This is a genomic window from Streptomyces olindensis (assembly GCF_040645895.1).
GTDB lineage: Bacteria > Actinomycetota > Actinomycetes > Streptomycetales > Streptomycetaceae > Streptomyces > Streptomyces olindensis.
On the sequence record NZ_JBEYZD010000026.1, the window covers coordinates 81,099 to 102,278 of the forward strand.

24 protein-coding genes are annotated in these 21,180 nt (G+C 72.4%); 14 read left to right on the forward strand and 10 right to left on the reverse strand.

What is annotated here, in order from left to right:
* The first annotated feature begins 65 nt into the window (after positions 1–65).
* From ABZ948_RS18955 to ABZ948_RS18970, 4 genes are all read left to right on the forward strand, one after another.
* Positions 66–938: an MBL fold metallo-hydrolase gene (locus ABZ948_RS18955; RefSeq protein ID WP_359760923.1), complete on the forward strand. Its 873-nt coding sequence runs from the start codon at positions 66–68 to the stop codon at positions 936–938.
* Positions 939–1,022: 84 nt separating this feature from the next.
* Entirely contained in the window at positions 1,023–1,448 is a 426-nt protein-coding gene (locus tag ABZ948_RS18960; RefSeq protein ID WP_359760924.1) for a pyridoxamine 5'-phosphate oxidase family protein, read from the forward strand.
* A 37-nt stretch (positions 1,449–1,485) separates the two neighbouring features.
* Positions 1,486–2,151, forward strand: coding sequence for a pyridoxine/pyridoxamine 5'-phosphate oxidase (locus ABZ948_RS18965; protein ID WP_359760926.1), 666 nt, complete (start codon positions 1,486–1,488; stop codon positions 2,149–2,151).
* Between the two features lie 111 nt (positions 2,152–2,262).
* Positions 2,263–2,889 (forward strand): NADPH-dependent F420 reductase, encoded by a 627-nt coding sequence (locus ABZ948_RS18970; protein ID WP_359760928.1) that lies wholly within the window; start codon positions 2,263–2,265, stop codon positions 2,887–2,889.
* A gap of 31 nt (positions 2,890–2,920) precedes the next feature.
* Here the strand turns inward: ABZ948_RS18970 and ABZ948_RS18975 are convergent, their stop codons facing one another.
* The 5 genes from ABZ948_RS18975 to ABZ948_RS18995 form a co-directional block, all read right to left on the reverse strand.
* The gene (locus ABZ948_RS18975; protein ID WP_359760929.1) at positions 2,921–3,778 is read right to left on the reverse strand and encodes a GNAT family N-acetyltransferase; all 858 of its coding nucleotides are present in this window, start codon (positions 3,776–3,778) and stop codon (positions 2,921–2,923) included.
* Between the two features lie 60 nt (positions 3,779–3,838).
* Positions 3,839–4,051, reverse strand: coding sequence for a DUF4287 domain-containing protein (locus tag ABZ948_RS18980; RefSeq protein WP_359760931.1), 213 nt, complete (start codon positions 4,049–4,051; stop codon positions 3,839–3,841).
* Between the two features lie 109 nt (positions 4,052–4,160).
* Complete coding sequence (locus tag ABZ948_RS18985; RefSeq protein WP_359760933.1) at positions 4,161–4,763, reverse strand: GNAT family N-acetyltransferase; 603 nt, start codon at positions 4,761–4,763, stop codon at positions 4,161–4,163.
* 49 nt (positions 4,764–4,812) lie between these two features.
* Positions 4,813–5,250, reverse strand: a complete 438-nt coding sequence (locus tag ABZ948_RS18990; RefSeq protein ID WP_359760935.1) for a Zn-ribbon domain-containing OB-fold protein — start codon at positions 5,248–5,250, stop codon at positions 4,813–4,815.
* A gap of 39 nt (positions 5,251–5,289) precedes the next feature.
* Entirely contained in the window at positions 5,290–5,739 is a 450-nt protein-coding gene (locus ABZ948_RS18995; RefSeq protein WP_359760937.1) for a DoxX family protein, read from the reverse strand.
* 277 nt (positions 5,740–6,016) lie between these two features.
* Between ABZ948_RS18995 and ABZ948_RS19000 the strand changes: the two genes are divergently transcribed.
* Positions 6,017–7,222 (forward strand): flavin-containing monooxygenase, encoded by a 1,206-nt coding sequence (locus tag ABZ948_RS19000; protein ID WP_359760939.1) that lies wholly within the window; start codon positions 6,017–6,019, stop codon positions 7,220–7,222.
* Between the two features lie 52 nt (positions 7,223–7,274).
* On the opposite strand, the gene ABZ948_RS19005 is transcribed toward ABZ948_RS19000, so the two are convergent.
* The gene (locus tag ABZ948_RS19005; protein WP_359760941.1) at positions 7,275–8,123 is read right to left on the reverse strand and encodes an endonuclease/exonuclease/phosphatase family protein; all 849 of its coding nucleotides are present in this window, start codon (positions 8,121–8,123) and stop codon (positions 7,275–7,277) included.
* A 115-nt stretch (positions 8,124–8,238) separates the two neighbouring features.
* Between ABZ948_RS19005 and ABZ948_RS19010 the strand changes: the two genes are divergently transcribed.
* Genes ABZ948_RS19010 through ABZ948_RS19020 form a run of 3 tightly spaced genes read left to right on the forward strand, consistent with a single transcriptional unit; the run spans position 8,239 to position 12,041 of the window.
* On the forward strand, positions 8,239–10,467 hold the full coding sequence (locus ABZ948_RS19010; protein WP_359760943.1) for an acetate--CoA ligase family protein: 2,229 nt from the start codon (positions 8,239–8,241) through the stop codon (positions 10,465–10,467).
* Complete coding sequence (locus ABZ948_RS19015; protein ID WP_359760945.1) at positions 10,464–11,363, forward strand: enoyl-CoA hydratase/isomerase family protein; 900 nt, start codon at positions 10,464–10,466, stop codon at positions 11,361–11,363. Before ABZ948_RS19010 ends, ABZ948_RS19015 begins: the two co-directional genes overlap by 4 nt.
* Before the next feature lie 57 nt (positions 11,364–11,420).
* Positions 11,421–12,041 carry a flavin reductase family protein gene (locus ABZ948_RS19020; protein ID WP_359760947.1) on the forward strand — a complete coding sequence of 207 codons (621 nt, stop codon included), beginning with the start codon at positions 11,421–11,423 and terminating at the stop codon, positions 12,039–12,041.
* Positions 12,042–12,062: 21 nt separating this feature from the next.
* On the opposite strand, the gene ABZ948_RS19025 is transcribed toward ABZ948_RS19020, so the two are convergent.
* The 3 genes from ABZ948_RS19025 to ABZ948_RS19035 all read right to left on the reverse strand — a co-directional run bounded on the left by ABZ948_RS19025 (position 12,063) and on the right by ABZ948_RS19035 (position 14,949).
* Positions 12,063–13,304, reverse strand: coding sequence for a methyltransferase (locus ABZ948_RS19025; RefSeq protein ID WP_359760949.1), 1,242 nt, complete (start codon positions 13,302–13,304; stop codon positions 12,063–12,065).
* A gap of 259 nt (positions 13,305–13,563) precedes the next feature.
* Positions 13,564–14,109, reverse strand: coding sequence for a flavoprotein (locus ABZ948_RS19030; protein WP_359760950.1), 546 nt, complete (start codon positions 14,107–14,109; stop codon positions 13,564–13,566).
* Positions 14,110–14,280: 171 nt separating this feature from the next.
* A complete protein-coding gene (locus ABZ948_RS19035; protein WP_359760952.1) occupies positions 14,281–14,949 on the reverse strand; it encodes an HAD family hydrolase in 669 nt (222 codons plus the stop codon).
* A gap of 80 nt (positions 14,950–15,029) precedes the next feature.
* On the opposite strand from ABZ948_RS19035, the gene ABZ948_RS19040 reads away from it, so the two are divergent.
* The 3 genes from ABZ948_RS19040 (at position 15,030) to ABZ948_RS19050 (ending at position 17,168) form a co-directional block, all read left to right on the forward strand.
* Positions 15,030–16,232 (forward strand): helix-turn-helix domain-containing protein, encoded by a 1,203-nt coding sequence (locus tag ABZ948_RS19040; RefSeq protein WP_359760954.1) that lies wholly within the window; start codon positions 15,030–15,032, stop codon positions 16,230–16,232.
* Between the two features lie 274 nt (positions 16,233–16,506).
* A complete protein-coding gene (locus tag ABZ948_RS19045) occupies positions 16,507–16,923 on the forward strand; it encodes a hypothetical protein (RefSeq protein ID WP_359760956.1) in 417 nt (138 codons plus the stop codon).
* On the forward strand, positions 16,920–17,168 hold the full coding sequence (locus tag ABZ948_RS19050) for a hypothetical protein (RefSeq protein ID WP_359760958.1): 249 nt from the start codon (positions 16,920–16,922) through the stop codon (positions 17,166–17,168). The genes ABZ948_RS19045 and ABZ948_RS19050 overlap by 4 nt, the downstream gene beginning before the upstream one ends.
* A 194-nt stretch (positions 17,169–17,362) precedes the next feature.
* Here the strand turns inward: ABZ948_RS19050 and ABZ948_RS19055 are convergent, their stop codons facing one another.
* Positions 17,363–18,862: an MFS transporter gene (locus ABZ948_RS19055; protein ID WP_359760960.1), complete on the reverse strand. Its 1,500-nt coding sequence runs from the start codon at positions 18,860–18,862 to the stop codon at positions 17,363–17,365.
* 381 nt (positions 18,863–19,243) lie between these two features.
* Between ABZ948_RS19055 and ABZ948_RS19060 the strand changes: the two genes are divergently transcribed.
* The 3 genes from ABZ948_RS19060 (at position 19,244) to ABZ948_RS19070 (ending at position 21,158) form a co-directional block, all read left to right on the forward strand.
* Positions 19,244–19,699, forward strand: coding sequence for a MarR family winged helix-turn-helix transcriptional regulator (locus ABZ948_RS19060; RefSeq protein WP_359760961.1), 456 nt, complete (start codon positions 19,244–19,246; stop codon positions 19,697–19,699).
* Positions 19,700–19,773: 74 nt separating this feature from the next.
* On the forward strand, positions 19,774–20,613 hold the full coding sequence (locus ABZ948_RS19065; protein WP_359760963.1) for an arginase family protein: 840 nt from the start codon (positions 19,774–19,776) through the stop codon (positions 20,611–20,613).
* Complete coding sequence (locus ABZ948_RS19070) at positions 20,610–21,158, forward strand: hypothetical protein (RefSeq protein ID WP_359760965.1); 549 nt, start codon at positions 20,610–20,612, stop codon at positions 21,156–21,158. Before ABZ948_RS19065 ends, ABZ948_RS19070 begins: the two co-directional genes overlap by 4 nt.
* Positions 21,159–21,180: the final 22 nt, after the last annotated feature.

Genomic DNA, 21,180 nt, shown 5'->3' on the forward strand with positions numbered 1-21,180 from the left:
ATGGCGACCCTGGTGCGGCGGCCCCGAGGTCCTGGCCGCTTCCCCCTGCGTGAAGGAGCCCCGCCATGGACGGCTGGTACGTGGACGACCGTTGCTTCAACTGCGACGCGGCCCGGCAACTGGCGCCCGAGCTGATCATCGAACGGGAGGGACGGTCGCGGATCCTGCGGCAGCCCGAGGACGCGGCGGAGGAACGACGGTTACACGCGGCCGCGTTCGCCTGCCCCACCCGCTCGATCCGCCCGGCGTCGGGCCGCCCCGACGCGTCGCTGGACCCGTTCCCGATGCCCCTGGACGACGGTGTGCTGCTGTGCGGCCACAACTCCGCCCACACGGCCGGAGCCACCTCCTACCTTCTCCGGCGCCCGTCCGGCACCGCCATGATGATCGACACCCCGCGCTGGAGCCGCGACCTCGCGGCCCGGTACGAGGCGGCCGGCGGCCCCGTCACCGACGTCCTGCTCACCCACCGCGACCACGCCGCGCACGGCCGCCGTTACGCGGACCGCTTCGGCGCCCGGCTGTGGATCCACGAGGGCGACCTGGACGCCGCGCCCGACGCGGACCGGGTGCTGCGCGGGACGGAGCCGCAGGACATCGGCGACGGCGTCACCGCGTATCCGCTGCCCGGCCACACGCGGGGCTCCGTGCTCTACCTCGCGGACGACCGGTACTGCTTCAGCGGCGACAGCTTCTACTGGTCGCGCACGACCGGCGACCTGGAAGTGGCGGAGAGCGTTACCTGGCACTCCGTCGAGGAACTGGCCCGCTCCCTGGGCCGGGTGGCCGCACGGCTGCGCTTCGAGTGGCTGCTGCCGGGCCACGGCGACCGGCGCCGCCTGCCCGTGGACGAGATGTCCGGACGGCTGCGGTCCCTGGCGGAACGGACCCGGCGGCTGCGGCCGCGGCCGGTCGACTTCACGGCGGTCCGCTGGTGACCGTGCACGCCGGGGAACACCGGGGCCCGGCAAGGGCGTTGTGAAGCTCCGCACCCCGACCGCCCCGTTCGAAGGAGACCCGGAATGGCCCTGACCCGCGAAGAGCGTGAACAGTTCCTCGCCGAGCCGCACATCGCGGCCCTCGCGGTCGACGCGGGGCCGGGCCGGGCCCCGCTCACGGTGCCGATCTGGTACCAGTACGAACCCGGCGGCGACATCTGGATCATGACCGGGCTCGACTCCCGCAAGTACGAGCTGATCAAAGCGGCGGGCCGGTTCTCCCTGATGGTCGACCGGGTGGAGCCGACGATCCGGTACGTGTCCGTGGAGGGCCCGGTGGTCGACACGGGCCCCGCGACCCTCGAACAGCTCCGGGAGATCTCGGCGCGCTACCTGCCGGCCGAGAAGGTCGACGGCTATGTGGACTTCGCCGGGAAGAACCACGGGGAGCAGCTGGTGCTGCGCATGCGGCCGGAGCGGTGGGTGTCGTCGGACCTGGGACAGGTGTGAAGCCCCGGGTGACTCCGCCACCGGTGACAATCGGGGCATGGCAACCGATCTTCACGAGCTGCTGAGGTCCCTGCGGGTCTGGGACCCGGAGGTCACGAACCTCCCGCCCCTCGACCCGGCGACCGCCCCCGCCGCTCCGCTGCCGCTCTTCACCGAGTGGTTCGCGGCGGCGGTGGCGGCCGGGCAGACCGAGCCGCACACGATGTCCCTGGCGACCTCGGACGCGTCGGGCCTGCCCGACGTGCGGATCGTGATGCTGCACGGCGCGGACGAGACGGGCTGGTCCTTCGCGTCCCACGCGGGCAGCCGCAAGGGCCGCCACCTCGCCGCCCGCCCGTACGCCGCGCTCGGCTTCTACTGGCCGGTGCTGGGCCGCCAGGTCCGGGTGCGCGGCCCCGTCTCGGCCGCCCTCTCCGAGGAGTCCCAGGGTGACCTCCACGCCCGCTCGACGGGTGCGCTGGCGGCGGCGCTGACCGGGAGGCAGAGCGAGGTCCTGGAGTCGCTGGACGACCTGGCCCGGGCCTCGGAGTCGGCGTGGGAGCGGGCGGCGCGGGAGCCTCGGACGCCGGTGCCGTCCTGGACGCTGTACCGGCTGCGGGCCGAGGAGGTGGAGTTCTTCCAGGGCGACGCACGGCGCCGGCACGTCCGGCTCCGCTACCGGCGTGACGGTGAGCGCTGGGCGCGGGAGCTGCTGTGGCCGTGAGCAGGCCCCTGACGCAAGCGGACCACCGACTTCGGGCCTACGTCTTTGTGCCGGTCGCGGCTGGGCCCGCGGTCCGATCCACCGGCCCCTGACGCCGGTTAGCGTCGCAGCATGCGAATCGGATTACTCGGCACCGGACATGTCGCCCGCGCACTGGCCCAGGGCTGGAGCGCGGCCGGACACGACGTACTCCTCGGCTCCCGCCGTCCCGCGGAGCGGACCGGCCTGGGCCTGCCCGTGGCGGGCCTGAGCGAGACGGCGGCACACGCCGAGGTGCTGGTCAACGCCACCCCGGGCAACGTCTCCCTGGAACTGCTCCGCTCCCTCGGGGCACCGGCGCTGGCCGGCACCGTGCTCATCGACGTGGGCGTCGGCCTCTCCGACGACTACACCGAGCTCTCCCACCCCAACAGCAGCCTGGCCGAACAGATCCAGGAGGCCTTCCCGGGGACCCCCGTCGTCAAGACGCTGTGCACCATGGACGCGACCGCGATGATCGCCCCGGGCAGTCTGGACGGCCCGAGCACCGTCTTCCTCTCCGGCGACGACGCCGAGGCCAAACGCACCGCCGGCCGCCTGCTCACCGACCTCGGCTGGCCCGAGTCGTCCCAGCTGGACATCGGCGGCATCACCACCGCACGCGGCCAGGAGCACTTCGCCCTGCTCTTCATGGGCATCGCGAACGGCCTGGGGTCCCACACGTTCAACATCAAGGTCGTCCCCGGCCCCGCCGCCTGACGCCTGACGCCTGACGCCTGACGCCTGACGCCTACGAGAAGTCGTAGACCGTGAACTCCGCGACCGGCCTGTACCCGATCCGCTGGTACAGGCCGTTGCTGGTCGGGTTCGCCAGGTCCGTGAAGAGGACCACTTCCTTCGCCCCGGCGGCGAGGGCGGCGCGGCTGACCTCGGCCGTCACGGCACCGGCGTAACCCCGGCCGCGGAAGCGGGGCGGGGTGTAGACCGCGGCGACGCGCACCTGGCCGGCGACCCGGGGGCTGGTGCCGGCCATGGCGACGGGTGTGCCGTCGGGCGTCTCCCAGAAGGTGATGCCGCCGCTTCCGATCCGGGCGTCCGCCCACTCGGCGGAGTCCCGGACCGTGCCCAGGCCGACGGCCGCGCTGAACTCGTCGTGCCAGCGGATGAGTTGCTCGCGGTCCGCCGCGCCGGCGACCCGCGGCCCGCCGGGCGGTACGGGCCCGGGCGCGGTCAGGGCGCCGAGCCGGTAGAGGCGTTGCCGCTGTCTCGGCGTCGCGGTGACGCCGGTGTGCCGCTGCCAGGCCTCCGTGAAGGCGGCGGCGGTGTCGCGCTCGGCGTTCACACCCGGCAGGCGCCGGCCGAGGGCGGCCAGTCGCGCGGCGAGGGCGTCGGCGTCCTCGGCGGTGAGGGCGGTGAGGTTCAGCCAGTGCGGCGGTGTGCGGAAGAAGGCCGCCTCGACGAGGCCGTCCCGGTCCAGCACGCCGAACTCCGGCGGCCCGTCGCCGTAGACGCGCGGCCCGTGCCTGCGCAGCGTCTCCGTGACGGTCAACGGCACGGTGTGCAACGCCGGCCGGGAGCGGAGGAAGGCGCCCGCGCGGGTGAGGAAGTCGTCGAGGCTTCGGGTGAAGTGCCAGGTGCCGGTGTCCATGCCTCATCCTGCCGCCGTCCCTCGCTCCGGCGCCCCGGATTTACGGGCGGGCCCCGCGGCTCACTTGCCGCTGTCCTCGGCGAGGGTGTGGGCCACGAGGGCGTTGGCGTGGCCGTGCCCCAGGCCGTGCTCGGACTTGAGCCAGTCGACGAGCTCCCTGTGCCGGGTCAGCGGCGAGGTGCGGATGAGCGCCTTCCAGTCGGCGATCGGCCGGCCGTACTTCTTCTCGATGGAGGGGAAGTAGCTCGCGGGGCCCTTCACGGGTGCGGTCATCTCGGGTGTCCCTTCTCTGCGGTCGCGGGTTATGACCGGCGGCACGGGACGAACTGATCGACCGGACGGGGTGACCTACGTCACGCCCACCCGCCCGGTTATCAGGCGCTCAGGGCCCCGTCGGCTCCGGATCCGTCGACAGCCGGGCGTGCAGGTGGGCGTCCCGGAACGCGTCGTGCCGGTCTTCCTGGAAGATCGCCCCGCGCAGGGTGCCCTCGTAGGGGAAACCGCAGCGCTCCGCGATCCGGCACGACACGTCGTGGCCGACCGCGTGGTCCAGCTCCAGGCGGTGCAGGCCCAGTTCGGTGAAGGTCCAGCGGGCGGCGAGCAGGAGCGCCCGGGTTGCGACGCCCTGGCCGCGGGCCTCGGGGAGCACCCAGTAGCCGACGCGGGCGACCTTCAGGTGGTACTTGATCTCGTTGACGCCGATGTGGCCCAGGGGCGTGTCGCTGTGCGCGTCGGCGATCCGGAACGACAGCGACGTACCCTCCGCGGCGCTCTGCTCCCGCGCGAGGAGCGACTCCCGGGCGCTCCTGCGGTCGTCGACCAGCCGCAGCGGCGTGTTCCAGCGGCGGAACTCCGGGTCCCGCATGCCGCGCAGCCACGTGTCGACGTCGGAGCCGGACCCGGCGTCCCAGGGGCGCAGCCGCAGGCCGTGGCCGTGCAGTTCCGGGGACGGGCCGGTCGGGGCGTGGTCACGTATGGGGGCCATGGGGCCATTCAAGCGCGTGCGGCTGTGCGGTTCACTCGCCCAGTCACGCTCAGCCGCCCGCCCCGCCCGCCCCGTCCGTCACGGGCCGGAACACCGGGATCCCGTCCCGGAACGTCACCTCGAGGTCCGTCCCGGCCGACAGATCCGCTGCCGTTCCCTCAGCCGCCGGACCCTCCGCTCCGACGAGTTCCGTCATCATCCGCGGCCCCTCGGCCAGGTCCACCACGGCGGCGACGTACGGCGTGCGGTCCGCGAAGGGCGGCAGGTCGTTGCGGTGGACGACGGACCAGGTGTAGAGGGTGGCCCGGCCGCTCGCCGTCTCCCAGGTGACGTCCTCGCTCCAGCAGTGCGGGCAGAACTCGCGCGGGTAGTGGTGGGCCTGGCCGCAGGCCCGGCAGCGGCGGATCAGCAGTCTGCCCTCGGCGGCCGCGTCCCAGTACGTCCGCGTGAAGGCGTCGGCCTCGGGCAGGTCGTGGCGGCCGGTCATCAGAACAGCTCCTTGGCCATCAGAACAGTCCCCTGGCCATCAGAACAGCCCCAGCGCGCTGTCCAGCGACCACGTCTGCCAGGACATGCCGAACAGCGCGACCACCGACATCAGCGCCATCATCGAGTTCTGCCCCTGCTCGGCCACGTCGTGGATCATGAGGGTGAAGTAGAGGGCGTTGAGGAGGAATCCGCCGGCCAGGGCGATCGGTGTCAGGAACCCGGTGATCAGGCCGAGGCCGAGGGCGAGTTCCGCGTAGACGACGACGTACGCCATCACGCGCGGGTGCGGCGCGACGGCCGCCTGGAAGCCCGAACGGACGGCGTTCCAGCGGTGCTCGGCCGCGATCCCGGCCGCCCACGCGATGCCGGTGCCGCGTTCGAACCAGGCCGCGCGGTCCTTGTGCCGCCAGCTCTCCAGCCACCACAGCCCGAGCCCGATCCGCAGCACGGCCAGCCATTCCGCCCCGGTGAGCCAGATCGAGTCCATGGGTGCTCCCGCGCCGCCGCCCGACATCGGATCTGACGGTACGTCAGGTCCGACCGGTGCGACAAGGCCCGGGGCCGTGCGCCAATGCCCGGGGCCTTCCGGCAAGGCCCGCGCCCGGCCGCGGGTCCTCCGGCGTCAGGAATGATCACCGGCTCGCCACAACCAGGCCCACCGCGCCACCATCCCCACCCCCTCCCGCTACAGCCGTGATCAATCCGAAACCAATTCCGGTCTTGACCGAGACCCATCAATCGGGTGCGTGATTACGCTCCCGCTCATGGCCGACTCCACTCCCCCCACACACTCCTCCGCACAGCCCCCACCCGACCGCCCCGTCTACGTCATCGGCGGCGGCCCCGGCGGGCTCTCCGCCGCGTACGCGCTGCGCGCCCGGGGCATACGGGCCGTCGTCCTGGAGAAGTCCGACCGTGTCGGGGCGTCCTGGCGCCGCCACTACGACCGGCTGCACCTGCACACCACCCGCCGCCTGTCGGCCCTGCCCGGACTGCCGATGCCCCGCCGGTTCGGGCGGTGGGTGTCCCGCGACGACGTGGTGCGGTACCTGGAGAAGTACGCCGAGCACCACCGCCTGGAGATCGTCACCGGCGTCGAGGTGTCCCGCGTCGAGCGCGCCCCCGACGGCACGGGCTGGCTGCTGCACGCCACCGGTGGCCGCGAGCTGACCGGCGCCGCGGTGGTCGTCGCGACCGGCTACAACCACACCCCCCGCCTGCCGGACTGGCCCGGCCGCTCCGCCTTCACCGGGGAGTTCCTGCACGCCGGCGAGTACCGCAACGGCAAGCCGTACGCGGGCCGGGACGTCCTCGTCGTCGGTGTCGGCAACACCGGCGCCGAAATCGCCGTGGACCTCGCGGAGAGCGGCGCCTCCCGGGTCCGGCTGGCCGTGCGCACCGTCCCCCACATCCTGCGCCGCTCCACCGCCGGCTGGGCCGCCCAGTACAGCGGCATCCTCGTCCGCCGGCTGCCGGTCGGCCTCGTCGACCGGCTCTCCCGGGCGCAGGCGAGGGTGGCTCTGCCCGACCTGTCGGCGCACGGACTGCCGCGCCCGGACACCGGCCTGTACAGCAGGGTGAAGCAGGGGGCGATCCCGGTGCAGGACGTCGGTCTGATCGACGCCGTGCGCAAGGGCCGGGTGGAGATCGTGGCCGCCGTCGACGGCTTCGAGGACGGCGGCAAGGTCCTCCTCGCCGACGGCACCCGCGTCTCACCGGACGCCGTGATCGCCGCCACCGGGTACGTCCGCGCCCTGGAGGGCCTGGTCGGCCACCTCGGTGTGCTCGACGCCGGCGGCAGGCCCGTCGTCCACGGCGCCCGCAGCCCGCAGACCGCCCCCGGCCTGTACTTCACCGGCTTCACCAACCCGATCAGCGGCAATCTCCGCGAGATGGCGATCGACGCGGTACGGATCGCGAAGGCCATCGCCCGGGACGGCTCGGGGACGGTGTCCCGGCTGCCGGGTTAGACCGCCGGGTCGGATCGTTCGACGTGCCCGACATGCCCGCCCTCCGGCGCCGTCACTCCCCCTCCGCCCACCGGCCCGGAGGGTGGTCGGGGAGCGTCAGGGCGGCCGCCACGCCGTAGTGGTCGCTCGCGTACACGCCGTCCACCGGCTCGACGAGGACCCGCTCGCAGGAGGAGACGCGCAGGGTCGGGCCGTGCGGGCCGCACCGGACCAGGATGTAGTCGATACGGCGGTCCGACGTCCCGGGCATGTCGCCCCGCCGCACGAGCGGGTTGCCGGGACTGAACGTGGGGCCCGGCTCCACGGGCCGTACGGCGGACCAGGCGTCCTGGAAGCAGACGCTCGTCCCGTCGAGGGACTGCAGCCCCTGGAGGAACCGCAGGCTGGCGGCGTGCGGCTCGGCGTCGAAGTCGCCGAGCAGGATCGCGTGCCGCACGTGCCGTTCGGCGACGGCCCTCTCGACGAGGCGGGCGGTGACCAGGGCCTGCAACTCCCGTTCGCGCTCGTAGCCGTAGGGCCAGCTCGGCTTGTGGTGCACCACGAGGACCGTGCCGAGGGGTTCGGGAAGCGGCAGCTCGGCGGCGACGACCCCGCACCAACTGGTGTGCACCGTGCGCCGGGTCACCTCCAGCGTGTCCGCCCACGTCCGCCCGAAGGGACGGCGTGCCGCCAGCACGGCTCCGACGCCGTCGGCGGACCACCGAGGATGCGGAACCACCTGCCACCCCGCGTCGACGAGGGCCGCCACGTCCGCGCGGGTGACCTCCTGGAGCGCCAGCACGTCCGGGTCCCGGCGCCGCAGTTCCCGCGCCAGGAGCGCCCGCCGACGCGGCCCGTCGGCGTACCGCGGCGCCAGCACGTTCATGGTCATCACACGCATGACGGAGGTCGGCTCGCTCATGGTCCCGGGTGGCACGGCGAACTTCGGTCGGTCACGACCATTCCTGATGCTCCGTCAGCTCGGATAATCTGACAGAGCGTCAGTTATCGGCTGTCTCACAGGAGCGGGCCAAACGATGCTTGGATCGACCCACGGCACCCTCACCACCGACTCCCGCCGCGCCCGGGCCATCGCCTGTGGTGAGCGGTCCGGGCCCACCGTGCACGGCAGGCCGGCCCAGGTGGGCGACCTCGACGTCAGCGGGCGCCCGCTGCACGCCGACGTCCCCGATCTGGACCGCTTCTTCCGTCCCCACTCCGTCGCCGTGATCGGCGCCTCGGACACCGAGGGGCGACCCCGCACCGGCATCACCCGCCAACTGGCCGACTGGGCCCGGCGGGTCGGGGCCCGGCTGCACCCCGTGCACCCGAGCCGGCCGGCCGTCTTCGGCATCCCCTGCGTGCCTTCCGTGGCCGACCTGCCCGAGCAGGTCGACCTGGCCGTCGTCCTCGTCGGTGATCCCCTGCCGGTGGTCGAGGAACTGGCCGAGGCCAAGGCGCGGTTCGCCGTCGTCTTCGCCTCCGGGTTCGCCGAGACCGGCCCGGAGGGGGAGGCGGCCCAGCGGCGACTGGCCGCCGCCGTCGAGCGGTCCGGGCTGCGGCTGCTGGGGCCGAACACCAACCTCAACGCCTTCGAGCGGTTCCGTGACGACCTCCAGGGCCCGGCGATCGCGCTGATCACCCAGTCCGGCCACCAGGGCCGCCCCGTCTTCGCCCTCCAGGAGCTCGGCATCCGCCTCTCGCACTGGGCGCCCACCGGCAACGAGGCCGACCTGGAGACCGCCGACTTCCTCTCCTACTTCGCCGAGCGGCCCGAGGTCGGCGCCATCGCCTGCTACCTGGAGGGGCTGAAGGACGGCCGCTCCTTCCTGCTCGCCGCCGACCGGGCCGCCCGGCGCGGTGTGCCGGTCGTCGCGGTCAAGGTCGGCCGCACGGAGACCGGCGCCCGCACGGCCGCCTCCCACACCGGCAAGCTGACGGGCGCGGACGCGGTGGTGGACGCGGCGTTCCGGCAGTTCGGCGTGATCCGCGTCGACGGCCTCGACGAACTCCAGGACACGGCGGCCCTGCTGGCTCGGGCCCGCCCGCCGCGCGCCGACGGGGTCGTCGTCTACTCGATCTCGGGCGGCACGGGCGCGCACGTGGCCGATCTGGCGACCGAGGCGGGACTGCGGCTGCCCGTGCTGTCCGAGGCCCGGCAGGCCGAGCTGCACCGGTGGATACCCGGGTACCTCAGCGTCGCCAACCCCGTGGACAACGGCGGGCATCCGGTCGGGGACGAGCGCGGCCGGAAGATCATCGACGCGCTCCTCGACGATCCGGAGGTGGGCGTGCTGATCTGCCCGGTCACCGGGCCCTTCCCTCCGCTCAGCGACCGGCTGGTCCGGGACCTGGTCGACGCGGCCGAGCGGACCGACAAGCTGGTGTGCGTGGTGTGGGGGTCGCCGGTCGGCACCGAGCCGGCCTACCGCGAGGTGCTGCTCGGCTCCTCGCGCGTGGCCACCTTCCGCACGGTCGGCAACTGCCTCACCGCCGTCCGCGCCTACCTCGCCCACCACCGCTTCACGACCGGCTACCGCTCCCCCTTCGACGAGGCCCCGCGCACCCCCTCGCCGTCCTACCGCAAGGCGCAGGCACTCATGCGGCCCGGGCAGCAGCTGAGCGAGCACGCGGCGAAACAGCTGCTGCGGGCGTACGGCATCCGCGTGCCGCGCGAGCAGCTGGTGACCAGCGCGGCGGCGGCCGTACGCGCGGCCGGGCTGGTGGGCTACCCGGTCGTCATGAAGGCCTCGGGTGCCCGGATCGCCCACAAGACCGAGCTGGGCCTGGTGAGGATCGGGCTGACCTCGGCCAGCCAGGTGCGGGACGCCTACCGGGAGCTGACCGACATCGCCCGCTACGAGGACGTCCCGCTGGACGGCGTCCTGGTCTGCCAGATGGTCGAGCAGGGCGTCGAGATGGTCGTCGGGGTCACGCACGACGACCTGTTCGGCCCGACCGTGACCGTCGGGCTCGGCGGCGTCCTGGTCGAGGTGCTGCGCGACACCGCGGTGGGCATACCGCCCTTCGGCGAGGAACAGGCCCGGGACATGCTCGCCGGGCTGCGCGGGCGGGCCCTGCTCGACGGGGTCCGGGGCCGCCCGCCGGCCGACCTGGACGCGCTCGTCGAGGTCGTCCTGCGCGTGCAGCGGATGGCGCTGGAACTCGGCGACCGGCTCGCGGAGCTGGACATCAACCCGCTGATGGTGCTGCCGCACGGGCAGGGCGCGGTGGCGCTGGACGCGCTGGCGGTGTGCGGCCGATGACGGAACCCGAGGTGCTGCACACCACCGGCGACCACGTCCTCACCCTCACCCTCAACCGGCCCGAGGCCCTCAACGCCCTCACCCCCGGCCAACGCGAACGCGTCATCGCCCTGCTGTCCGACGCCTCCGCCGACCCCGCCGTACGCGCCGTGGTCCTCACGGGCACGGGCCGCGGGTTCTGCGCGGGCGCGGACCTGCGGGGCACGGGCGCGGACCTGCGGGGCACGGGCGCGGACCTGCGGGGCGCGGGCGCGGGCCTGCGGGGCACGGACGCGGACCTGCGGGGCACGGACGCGGACCTGCGGGGCGCGGGCGCCGCGACGGGCGAGCGGATCGCCGGGGACGTCGCACGCATCCTGCGCACCGGCGCCCAGCGTCTGATCGCGGCCGTACTGGACTGCGAGAAGCCGGTGATCGCGGCGGTCAACGGCACGGCGGCGGGCCTCGGCGCGCACCTCGCGTTCGCCTGCGACCTGGTCCTCGCGGCCGAGTCAGCCCGCTTCATCGAGGTGTTCGTACGGCGCGGCCTGGTCCCCGACGCGGGCGGCGCCTACCTGCTCCCCCGTCTCGTCGGCCCGCAGCGCGCCAAGGAGCTGATGTTCTTCGGCGACGCCCTGACCGCGGCGGACGCCGAACGCCTCGGCCTGGTCAACCGGGTCGTCCCCGACGAGGACCTGGACAAGACGGCCCGTGCGTGGGCGGACCGCCTCGCCACCGGCCCGACGCGCGCCCTCGCGCTCACCAAACAGCTGGTCAACGCCTCCCTCGACACCGACCGCGGCACCGCCTTCGCCGCCGAGGCCGCCGCGCAGGAGATCAACATGGCGACGGCGGACGCGCAGGAGGGCGTACGGAGCTTCGTGGAACGGCGGAGCCCGCTGTTCCGGGGCCACTGAACCGACCCGCCCCACCCCTTCCGATCTGACGAAGCGTCAGAAACAATGGAAGGCGTGATGGGACAAGCAGGGATGGCCGAAGCCGCCGTCCGCTACCTCAGGCAGGTCCGTACCGCCGCCCCGCAGCCCGTCGAGCCGCTGCCGCGCCCGGAGTTGCGATGCGTCGGCGCCGACGAGCGCGCACCCCTGGACCCGCGTGAGTTCCGCCGCGTCCTCGGCACCTTCGCGACGGGCGTGACGGTGATCACCGCCCCACCCGCCACCCCCGCCGACTCCCCCGCCGGTTTCGCCTGCCAGTCCTTCACCTCCCTCTCCCTCGACCCGCCCCTGGTCGCCTTCATGGTCGGCCGCACGTCGACGACCTGGCCGCGCATCGCACGGGCCGGCGTCTTCTGCGTGAACGTCCTGGCCGCCCGCCAGACCGAGCTCTGCCGCGCCTTCGCGGTGAGCGGCGCGGACAAGTTCGCGGGCGTGGAGTACGACGCGGCACCCGTGTCGGGCTCACCGCGCCTGGCGGGTGCCGTCGCGTGGATCGACTGCGCGGTCCACGCCGTCCACACCGGCGGCGACCACCTGATCGTGGTCGGCCGGGTGAACGCCCTGGGCACGGGCGACGACGACGATCCGGAGGGCCCCCTGCTCTTCCACCGAGGACGCTTCACCCGGCTGACGGACTGACCCCGGCCGCCGCGTCCCCGGTCAGACGACGGCCAGCCGCCAGAGGGACGTCACTTCGGCGGCCCGAACGGCGTGCAGGGGATCGTCGGCGTCCCTCGCGCGCGGGTGCCGGGGACGCGCGTCCATCCGGTCGACCACGCGCAGCCCCGCCTCCTCCACGGCGGCGAGCAACGCCTCCCTGCTGCGCAACCCGAGCCGCTCCGCCAGGTCGGACAACACGAGCCAGCCCTCACCACCGGGTTCCAGCCGCCCGGCGAGCCCGTCGAGGAAACCGCGGAGCATGCCGCCGCCCGCGTCGTAGACACCGAGGTCGAGGTCGGAGGCGGGCCGGCCGGGGATCCAGGGCGGGTTGCAGACGACGAGCTGGGCGCGGAGGTCGGGGACGGGGGGCAGCTCCGGCCCAGGCGCGGGCCCGGGCGCAACGTCGGGCCCAGGCGCAACGTCGGGCCCGGAAGGACACTCCGGACCGGAGGGACACTCCGGCCCGGAGGGACACTCCGGCCCGGGATACAAAGCGGGCCCGACGACCCGCACCACCCCCGCCAACCCCAACCGCCGCACGTTGTCCCGGGCGCAGGCCCGAGCCCTCGCGCTCACGTCCGTCGCCACAACCCGCCGCACACCGCGCCGGGCCAGTACGGCGGCGAGCACGCCGGTCCCCGTCCCCAGGTCGAAGGCCGTACGCACGGCACCCCCACAGGGCAACGGCGCCCGCGCGACGAGATCGACATACTCTCCCCTGGTCGGGGCGAACACCCCGTAATGCGGATGGATCCGCGCCCCCAACGCCGGGACGTGCACGCCCCGCTCCCGCCACTGCCGGGCACCGACCACCCCCAGCAGCTCCGTGAGCGCGACGGCGACGGGCCCGTCGGCCGGCCCGTACGCCTCATCACACGCCCGCCGCACATCAGGAGCCCGGCGCAACGCCAAGGCGTGATCCTCCAACAGGACGATCAACTTGCCGAGCACGCGCGCACGGTGGCCGCGGAACCGGCGCTGGGCGTGGAACACCTCGGCCGGCGTGCCCCCGGCACCGGGTGCGCTACGACCGACACGACGGTCCATCGCCCGCAGCAACTGCCGGGCGTTGTGAAAGTCCCCGCGCCACAGCAGCGCGGTGCCCTCACAGGCCAGCCGGAAGGCGACGGCCGCCGGCATCCGGTCGTCGGCGACGACGACACGACGGGGCAGGGCCAGCCCGGACTCAGAATGCCAACGGGCGGAACGGGGTTGAGCCTCGACCCAATGGATCGTGGACACGGCAGACTCCTCGGAAGGTCGAACGTGAACGAACACACGAAGTCACGACGACCACGTCACCGAGGACCATGCCGAGTGTCATCAACGAGCCTTTCGAGGCGCTGAGTCAGCTGAACGCAGGGGGAACTCCCTGGCTTTCCAGAATAAGCCGAACCCGGCCCGGACCACCGGCCGCCGCCCGGCCTACGCGCCCCCACTACCCACAAACCGCTCGCCGCTCCCCCACGCGACGCGTCCTACCTCCTGACGTACCCGCTGATCAAGCGGCACCCGGACGCCGAAGAACGGCCGCGAGCGCCTTCCCCCAGGGGTACGCCTCGGGATTCCCTTGCTTAGGAGGATGCGGCTCGTAGCCGTCCGGGCCGTCCAGAACGAGCACGCCCTGCTCGCGGAGCACGGCGATCGAACGCGCCACCGGCGGCTGTGCGCCCTGCGCCTGGTTGAAGTACGGCATCGCGGCCACGGGCACGCCCATGTGCACCGCCTCCGACGGAATGCCGATCGCGAGGGTGTCCGCGATCCCCGCGCCCCATTTGTTCAGCGTGGTGCACGACATCGGCGCCGTCAGCATCGCGTCGGCCTTCGGCAGCACGTCTTGCTCCCAGGGCAGCTTGTACCGGGACCGCACCGGGTGCCCCGTCAGCTCGACCAGCTCCTGCATACGCGGCTCCCACCAACTCGCCGCAGCCGGGGTGAGGATCAGACACACGTCCCATCCATCCGCCTGACCGGCACGCACGCCGACGTCGATGTACTGGGCAGGACCTGCGGCGCAGGCGATCAAGTACAGGACCGGTTTCGTCATGCAGGGAGTCCACAGCGTCCGGCAAGCGCACGCAACCGCCCACCAGGGCTGGGGGTCGCACCGACGAGGTCCGCTGCTGATAGACCGGGCTCTTTCAAGGCCACGGAGTCGGGCGGCCGTGTCCAGTTGTGTGCGGCGTACTCGGGGGTGGTCGGCCCCTTTGGACGCTGGTCACGCATCGATCACAGCAAGGACCCGGTCCGTATCCGACAGCCCATCCAGCACGGCATGGGCGCCGGCGGCGCGCAGGTCGCCTGCCGAAGCTCGCCCCGTCGCGACCGCCACCACGCGGACACCGGCCTCCCGCCCTCCTGTGACATCGGCGGGAGTGTCTCCGAGAAACACTGCGTCCTGCGGCAATACCCCCGACCGCTTGAGGGCGGCGCGCAGCAACGCGGGGCGGCCTTCGCCGTCCTCGGCGTACGCGCCGTCGTCAAGACCCATGAACCTGTCCAGGCCGAACACGGCAAGCTTCACCTCGGCGGCCTGCCGGATGTTGCCGGTCACCACGGACTGCTGCACACCCCGGGCTTCGAGGGCAGCCAGCACGGCCGCGGTTCCGGGCAACGCGTGCCCCCGCTCGCGCAGCTCGGCCGCGCGGCGCACGTGCAGAGTCCCGAGCGCGTCAGCGAATCGTAGGAACAGATCGCTGCTGTACGGGATGTCATGCAGGCGCGCGGTCTCACGGAGGATCACCCGCTCCGTCGAACCGGTCACCGACGCCTGCTCCCGCAACGCCACACCCGTGACCTGCTCGAACGCCTCGCCCCACAGTTCACGGCCGAGCCCACCCGTCGCCATCAGCGTATGGTCGATGTCCCACAGCACCAGCTCCGGCACCAACGCCTCCTCTCCACGAACGCCGCGTCCCCGCGCAGCGGGCACCCTACGCTCAGAAGCAAGGAGCGAGGAGTGGGCGCATGGTTGCAGCAGACCTCCCTATCGGTGACAGGATCAGGCACTTCCGCGGCGGCCGCCGCCAGGACGCGGTCGCCGGTCTGGTCGGCATCACCCCGGACTACCTGTCCCAGATCGAACGCGGATTGAAGGTCCCGTCGTTGCCGATCCTGTACGCGCTCGCCCAGGAACTGGGCGTGCCCACCGCGGCACTGCTCTCCGAGCAACCGCCCGCCGAGGAACAGGCAGCTGACAACGCCGAGGCCGCAGTGGGCCGGGCGTTACTCGGCTGCGGCCCGGCCCACCATGCCGATCCCTTGCAGGCCAGCGTATTGAGAGATCGCGTGAGAGCCGCCTGGCAGAGCTGGCAGACCAGCCCCGACCGGTTCAGCAAGGCTGCCGAAACGCTGCCCGGCCTCGTCGCCGACACGGAAAACGCCGTGCGCGCCGCCCGCGCCGGTAACGAACCCGTGGAACGACGTGCCCTACTGCGCGCCGCCGCAGATCTTTACTGCCTGCTCCGGTCCTACCTTCGGCGCAGTGGCCGCGTCGATCTCGCCCTCCTCGCCGCCGACCGGGCGATGCGCGCTGCAGAGGATGCCGACGACTCACTGCGCATCGCCGCTGCTCAGTGGAACCTCGGGCATGTGCTGCTCGCTGTCGGTCGGCCCACCGAGGCGGAGGAATTGGCGCTGCGCGCCGCCGAGCAGGCAGCGGCGGCACGGATGCCGCAGAGCCACCGGGTAGCGATGACGGGTGCTCTCCAGCTCGTGGCGGTGGTGGCTGCCGCCCGTCGGCGTCGATGGTGGGAGGCGCGCGAGCGGCTGACGCGGCACGCCGCGCCCGCGGCCCGGGCCGTGTCCGACGACAGCAACCTCGCCTGGACTGTTTTCGGTCCGACGAACGTGGCGTTGCACGCCGTCTCGATCGAAATGGAGGCCGGTGAAACAGGTGAGGCCCTGCACACGGCGGACTCCATCGACACGACTGGGCTGCCGTCACTTGAGCGGAAGTTCACATTCGGCCTGGAGGTTGCGGCCTGCCACAGTCAGCGCCGAGACGACGCCGCCGCGCTGCTGGCCCTCCTCAGCCTCGAAGCGATCGCGCCGCAGGACCTCGCACGTACGCCGCTCGCACGACAGCTGGTGCTGACGGTGATCCGTCGAGCCCGGGCGATGCACGCCCGTCAGGCGGAGCAACTCGCGGTGAGGATCGGCCTCGTGTAGAGCCGCCGAGCCTGTGGCCCGCCCGAACCGTCAGCTCGGTTCGGTCCTGCAGGGCGTGCCTACGGTCAGTCGTGTGAGAGCGACCAGACGTGATCGGGGAGTGACGAGCATGCCGAGCAGCAACAGTCATCGAGCCCTGCGGCCCATCGTGCCTACCCCCGGCGTACTCGTACACCCCAGCTCAGACCGGAGGTTGGCAGCGGAGCACTGGCTGCTGGCTACGCTGCCTACGCCGATCCGCGAACGGGCCCGCCTTGAATGGGAGCAGCACGACGTGGCACTGCTCCCGCTGGGAACGCTGTTCTCCGCCGTACGGATCCCGGGCCGCCTCGTGGCCGCCCTGACGGGCAGCGCCGAGTTTCCCGAGCTGGACGAGTTCATGCACGAGGCGCTCGACGGCGGCGCGGTCATCTGTGATCCGCAGTACTTCCGTTACTACGTTCTGGTCCCCGCCGGCATGCCGAGGACTTGGAGTCAGGCCGTCGACGACTGGCGCGGGGCGGATGTGGACTGCCTGGGTCTCGGCAGCTTCCTGGGCGTGCCGAAGGTGGACGCCCAGGCATGCATCCGCACCCACACCCCTTACTGGTCGGTACCGATGGACTCACCCGCGACGCTGTGCAGGCCCTTGAGGGTGGCCCGGCTGATCGCCGCCGCCCGGCACTGCGTGACCACGGAGCCGAGCTCATGAACGCGGATCCGAAGCCGCTCCCTCCCGCCGACGACTCCCCGGAGCAGAGAGCACTCTCCCCGAAGGAGACCGCGCTCGTGCGCCTGGCAGAGCACTTCCTCGCGTGCTCGACCTGCCGGGCCATGGACGACGAGGGCGCGAACCTGAACCTCCCCTGCGAGACCGACGACCGACTCCTGAAGGAACTCCGCGCAGCACGCCACACCGACCGCACCGGCCTGCCCCACGACGTGCCCGTCGAGTGAGCCACCCCTACGAATCCCCCGAGGAGCCCAGCATGGAGAGCACCGTCATCCGCCCCTTCGAGCCCACAGATGGCTTTGTCCACGAGATTGGGCTCTGGCTCCAATTGTGTGGTGGCGCCACTGTGCGTGACAGTCGTCAGTAAGGTGTGCCGAGCGCTTCAAGATCGACTGCACCACTTCGGGAGGGGCAAGAGTCACTGTTGCGTGCTGGATTCTCGTGCGGTGCGGGTTGTGGTGAGTGGTGCGGCGATGCACGCGGTGGCGAGGAGGATACCGAAGGCGACTGTCAGGGCGGCGGTGTATCCGTGCACGGATGCTGCGGTCGGCGTGGCGTGGTGTGGCGCCGCCAGGTATGACGCCGTGGTGCTGGCTGCAATGGTGTTGAGCAGTGCGGTGCCGAGTGCGGCTCCGAGTTGCTGGGCGGCGTTGTAGGCGGCCGCCGCGGCTCCGATGTCGTGCTGGTGCATTTTCGCGGTGGCCAGGCTGGCCGTCGGGGGCATGACGCAGCCGAGGCCGAGCCCGGTGAGTACCAGGGCGGGTGCTAGGTACTGCGGCAGGATGTCCGTGCTCTGCGGCGTCAGGCGGGTCAGGATGAACATCCCGGCGGCTGCGGCGAGCAGGCCCGGCAGGATCAGCATCGCGGGTGCGACGCGTCCGTGCAGTTTGCCGGCGATGAGTGTGGAGCCGAACAAGGCGGCCAGGGCATTGATGAGCAGTGTCAGGCCCGCCTGGACCGGCGAGTATCCGAGGACGGTCTGGGTGTAGTAGCTCATGAACAGGTAGAAGCCGAACATGGCGACGAACATCAGGGTGATCGCGATGAGTGCACCGGCGCGGGCGTGGTGCAGGAGCACGCGCATCGGGAGAAGCGGGCGGGGTGTTCGGACTTCGACGATGGCGAACACGGCCAGCAGCAGGATTCCGCCGGTCAGCAGTGCCAGCACCTTCGGTGAGTCCCACCCGAGTGGTTCGGCTTCGTTGAAGGCATAGACCACCGCTGCGAAGCCCGAGGCGCTGAGTAGTGCGCCGGCAACGTCGAGCGGCCCGTCGCCGCGGATTGGGCGGTCTGGTTGCACCCGTGCCGTGCCGAGCAGGGCGAGCAGCGCGACGGGAACGTTGATGTAAAGGCACCATCGCCAGGTGGCGTACTCGGTCAGCAGCCCCCCGGCAACTAGACCCAGGGCTGATCCGGCGGCACCGACCGCGGCGAACACGCCGAACGCCCGGCCGCGTTCGTGTGGTTCGGTGAAGGTGGTGCTCAACATTGACAGCCCGGCCGGGGCGAGCGCAGCGGCGAAGACACCCTGCAGGGCCCTGGCTGCGAAGAGCAGCTCGGGGTTCACGGCGGCCCCGCCCAGCCCAGAGGAGACGGCGAAGCCGATGAGGCCGATCATGAACGTGCGCCGGTGGCCCAGGGCGCTGCTGATTCTGCCGCCGATCAGTAACAGTCCGCCGAAGGCCAGCGCATAGGCGGTGACCGCCCATTGTCGGCTCGTGTCGGACATGCCGAGCTCGCTCTGTGCAGAGGGCAGCGCGATGTTCACGATCGTCCCGTCCAGGACCACGAGAAGCTGGGCCGCACTCACCACCAGCAGCGTCCACCATCGCCGCTGTGCGAAGGGGGGTCCTCCCGCGATGTCGCGGATCTCGACGGCAGGCTCCGCGCCGGGCGGTTCGATGTCTTGGTCATTCATGAATTCAAGTGTTTCGTTGAACTGACCCCGGAGACCTTTTGTCGCCTCCAGTCGATGGAGCAGGGCAGATGAGCGGACAACCTTCACGCCACGGTTGAAGCCCTTGGCGGGGATCGAGCGCGTTACTCCGGAGCCCGAGTGCTGACGACCGAGCGCACGTGCCGGCCTCCTGGGCCGCGGCGGTCGGAGGGACACCGCGGCCGACGCACCCTGGCAACTCGCGCTCGCGGACGTGGCGACCGTCCTGATCTACGCCGCGATCGTGCTGCGCGCCCCGGCCGGAATCGTCTGCTGCCGACGCCAATTCACTTGACCTCCACCGCAGTCGAGGTTGAAGAGTTGCGGGCGACCGAAGTGAACAGCCGAGAAAAAGGGGGCGTGATGGAGTACTCGCACGACGACGCGGAGCTGGTGAAGCAGCCCGTCGGGTACTGGACGTGGGCCGCGAACAAGACGGTCATGGCGTACGTCAGGGGGCGGCTCGCGGCCATCGGGATCACCCAGCCCCAGTGGTGGGTGCTGCACCAGGTGCTGCACAGCGAGAACGGCGTCCCCCGGGACGAGGTGATCAGCGCCCAGCAGGCCAACCTCGATGTGGGCGCCGGCATCGTTCCCGACATCGACCTGCTGGTGGAGCGGAAGCTGCTCGTCCTGGATGACGCCGGCCGGCTCCGGCTCACCGACGAAGGCAGGGCGCTGCACCAGCGCGCCGCGGAGACCCAGCGCTCCAGCCGGGCAGAGGTGCACGCGGGTATCCCGGACGAGGAGTACCTGATCACCCTGAAGGTGCTGCAGCGCATGATCCGCAACGCGGGTGGAGACGTGTCCCCGGGCTGATGATCCACACGGGCTTTCGGGCCGGCCGGTGACGCGGCACAGGCTGCCTTGACCACCATGGAGAGGAGATCTGCGTGTCCGATCGGGTCGTACTCGAGGTGGCGCAGTGGCAGGGGTCGGCGGCCCCGACCGCCGGCCGGTTGCGCGGTGGCGCCGCTTGGCTCGCCGAGTTGATCCCCGACGGCCGGCGGCGCACGGTCGCGCTCGACGCCGGTGTCGGGGAGTCGCGGGCCGGCGTGCGGAACGCCGACGTGCTGGAGCGGCACCTGCGAGCAGTGCGCGAGGCTCTGGCCGAGGTTCCGCCGGGTGCGACGACAGTCACCATCGGCGGCGACTGCGGCGTCGATCTCGCCCCGGTCGAGGCCGCGCTCTCCGCGTTCGGGGACCGGCTCGCGGTGGTGTGGTTCGACGCGCACGGGGACCTCAACACCCCGGAGTCGTCGCCGTCCGGCGCCTTTCACGGCATGGTGCTGCGCGCACTCGTCGGCGACGGGCCCGAGGGTCTGCGGCCCGCGCGGAGCCTGTCGGCGGACCGCGTGGTCCTGGCGGGCGCCCGGTCCCTGGACCCGGGCGAGCGGGACCTCGTCGCTCGTCGCGGCATTCGGCACCTCGGCGCCGAGCAGCTGACCCGGCCGGATCCGCTGCTCGCCGCGGTGCGCGCGACCGGGGCCGAGGCGGTGTACGTCCACATCGACCTCGACGTCCTCGACCCGCGTGTCTTCCCGGCCGTCGGTACGCCCGAGCCGGGCGGGCTCGGCGTCGAGGACCTGCTCGGAGCGGTGCGAGCGCTGACGGAGGAGTTCACCCTGGCCGGCATCGCGCTGACCGAGTACGAGCGGACGGACGACACCGGCCAGGAGGAGGCCGTACTGCGGCGGATCGTCGACGGACTGTTCGGATCCGCCCGGCGGTGAGCGGCGCGGAACGGCACGGCCGCAGGAAGGCCGGAGAGCCCCCGGAGGAGCCCTACGAGCCCCACGAGCCCTACGGCCCCTACGAGCCAGCCGAATCCGACGAGCCCGCTGAGCACCTCCGCTACGCGGCCCACCTGGACGCGTTGGCGCGGGTCGCCGGCCCGGACGAGCCCGGCCTGATCGGCACGGTGCTCACCGACCCGGACCGCACGATGGCCCAGGCCGCCGTGCTGCGGCACCTGGACCGCCGGGCCGCGCAGCTCTGTTCCGGGCCCGGGTGGGAGGAGTGGGCGCGGACCATGACCCGGACCGTGGCCCGCCACCCTTTCCTGACGCGGCGTCTGCGGGAGTGGTCCCTCTTCCGGGCCGTCACGCTCCGGCTGCCCTGGCACGAGGACGAGCTGCTCGCGGCATCCGACTGGCTCCAGCTCAAGACGGTGGCGGGGCCGAACCCCGAGGCGTCGGCGATTCTCGCCGAGCGCGGCCGGACGAAGAGAATCCGCACCACCGCCCGGACCAGCCTGCCGCGACAGCGCGAGCACTGAGCCCGAAACACAGCGCATGCGC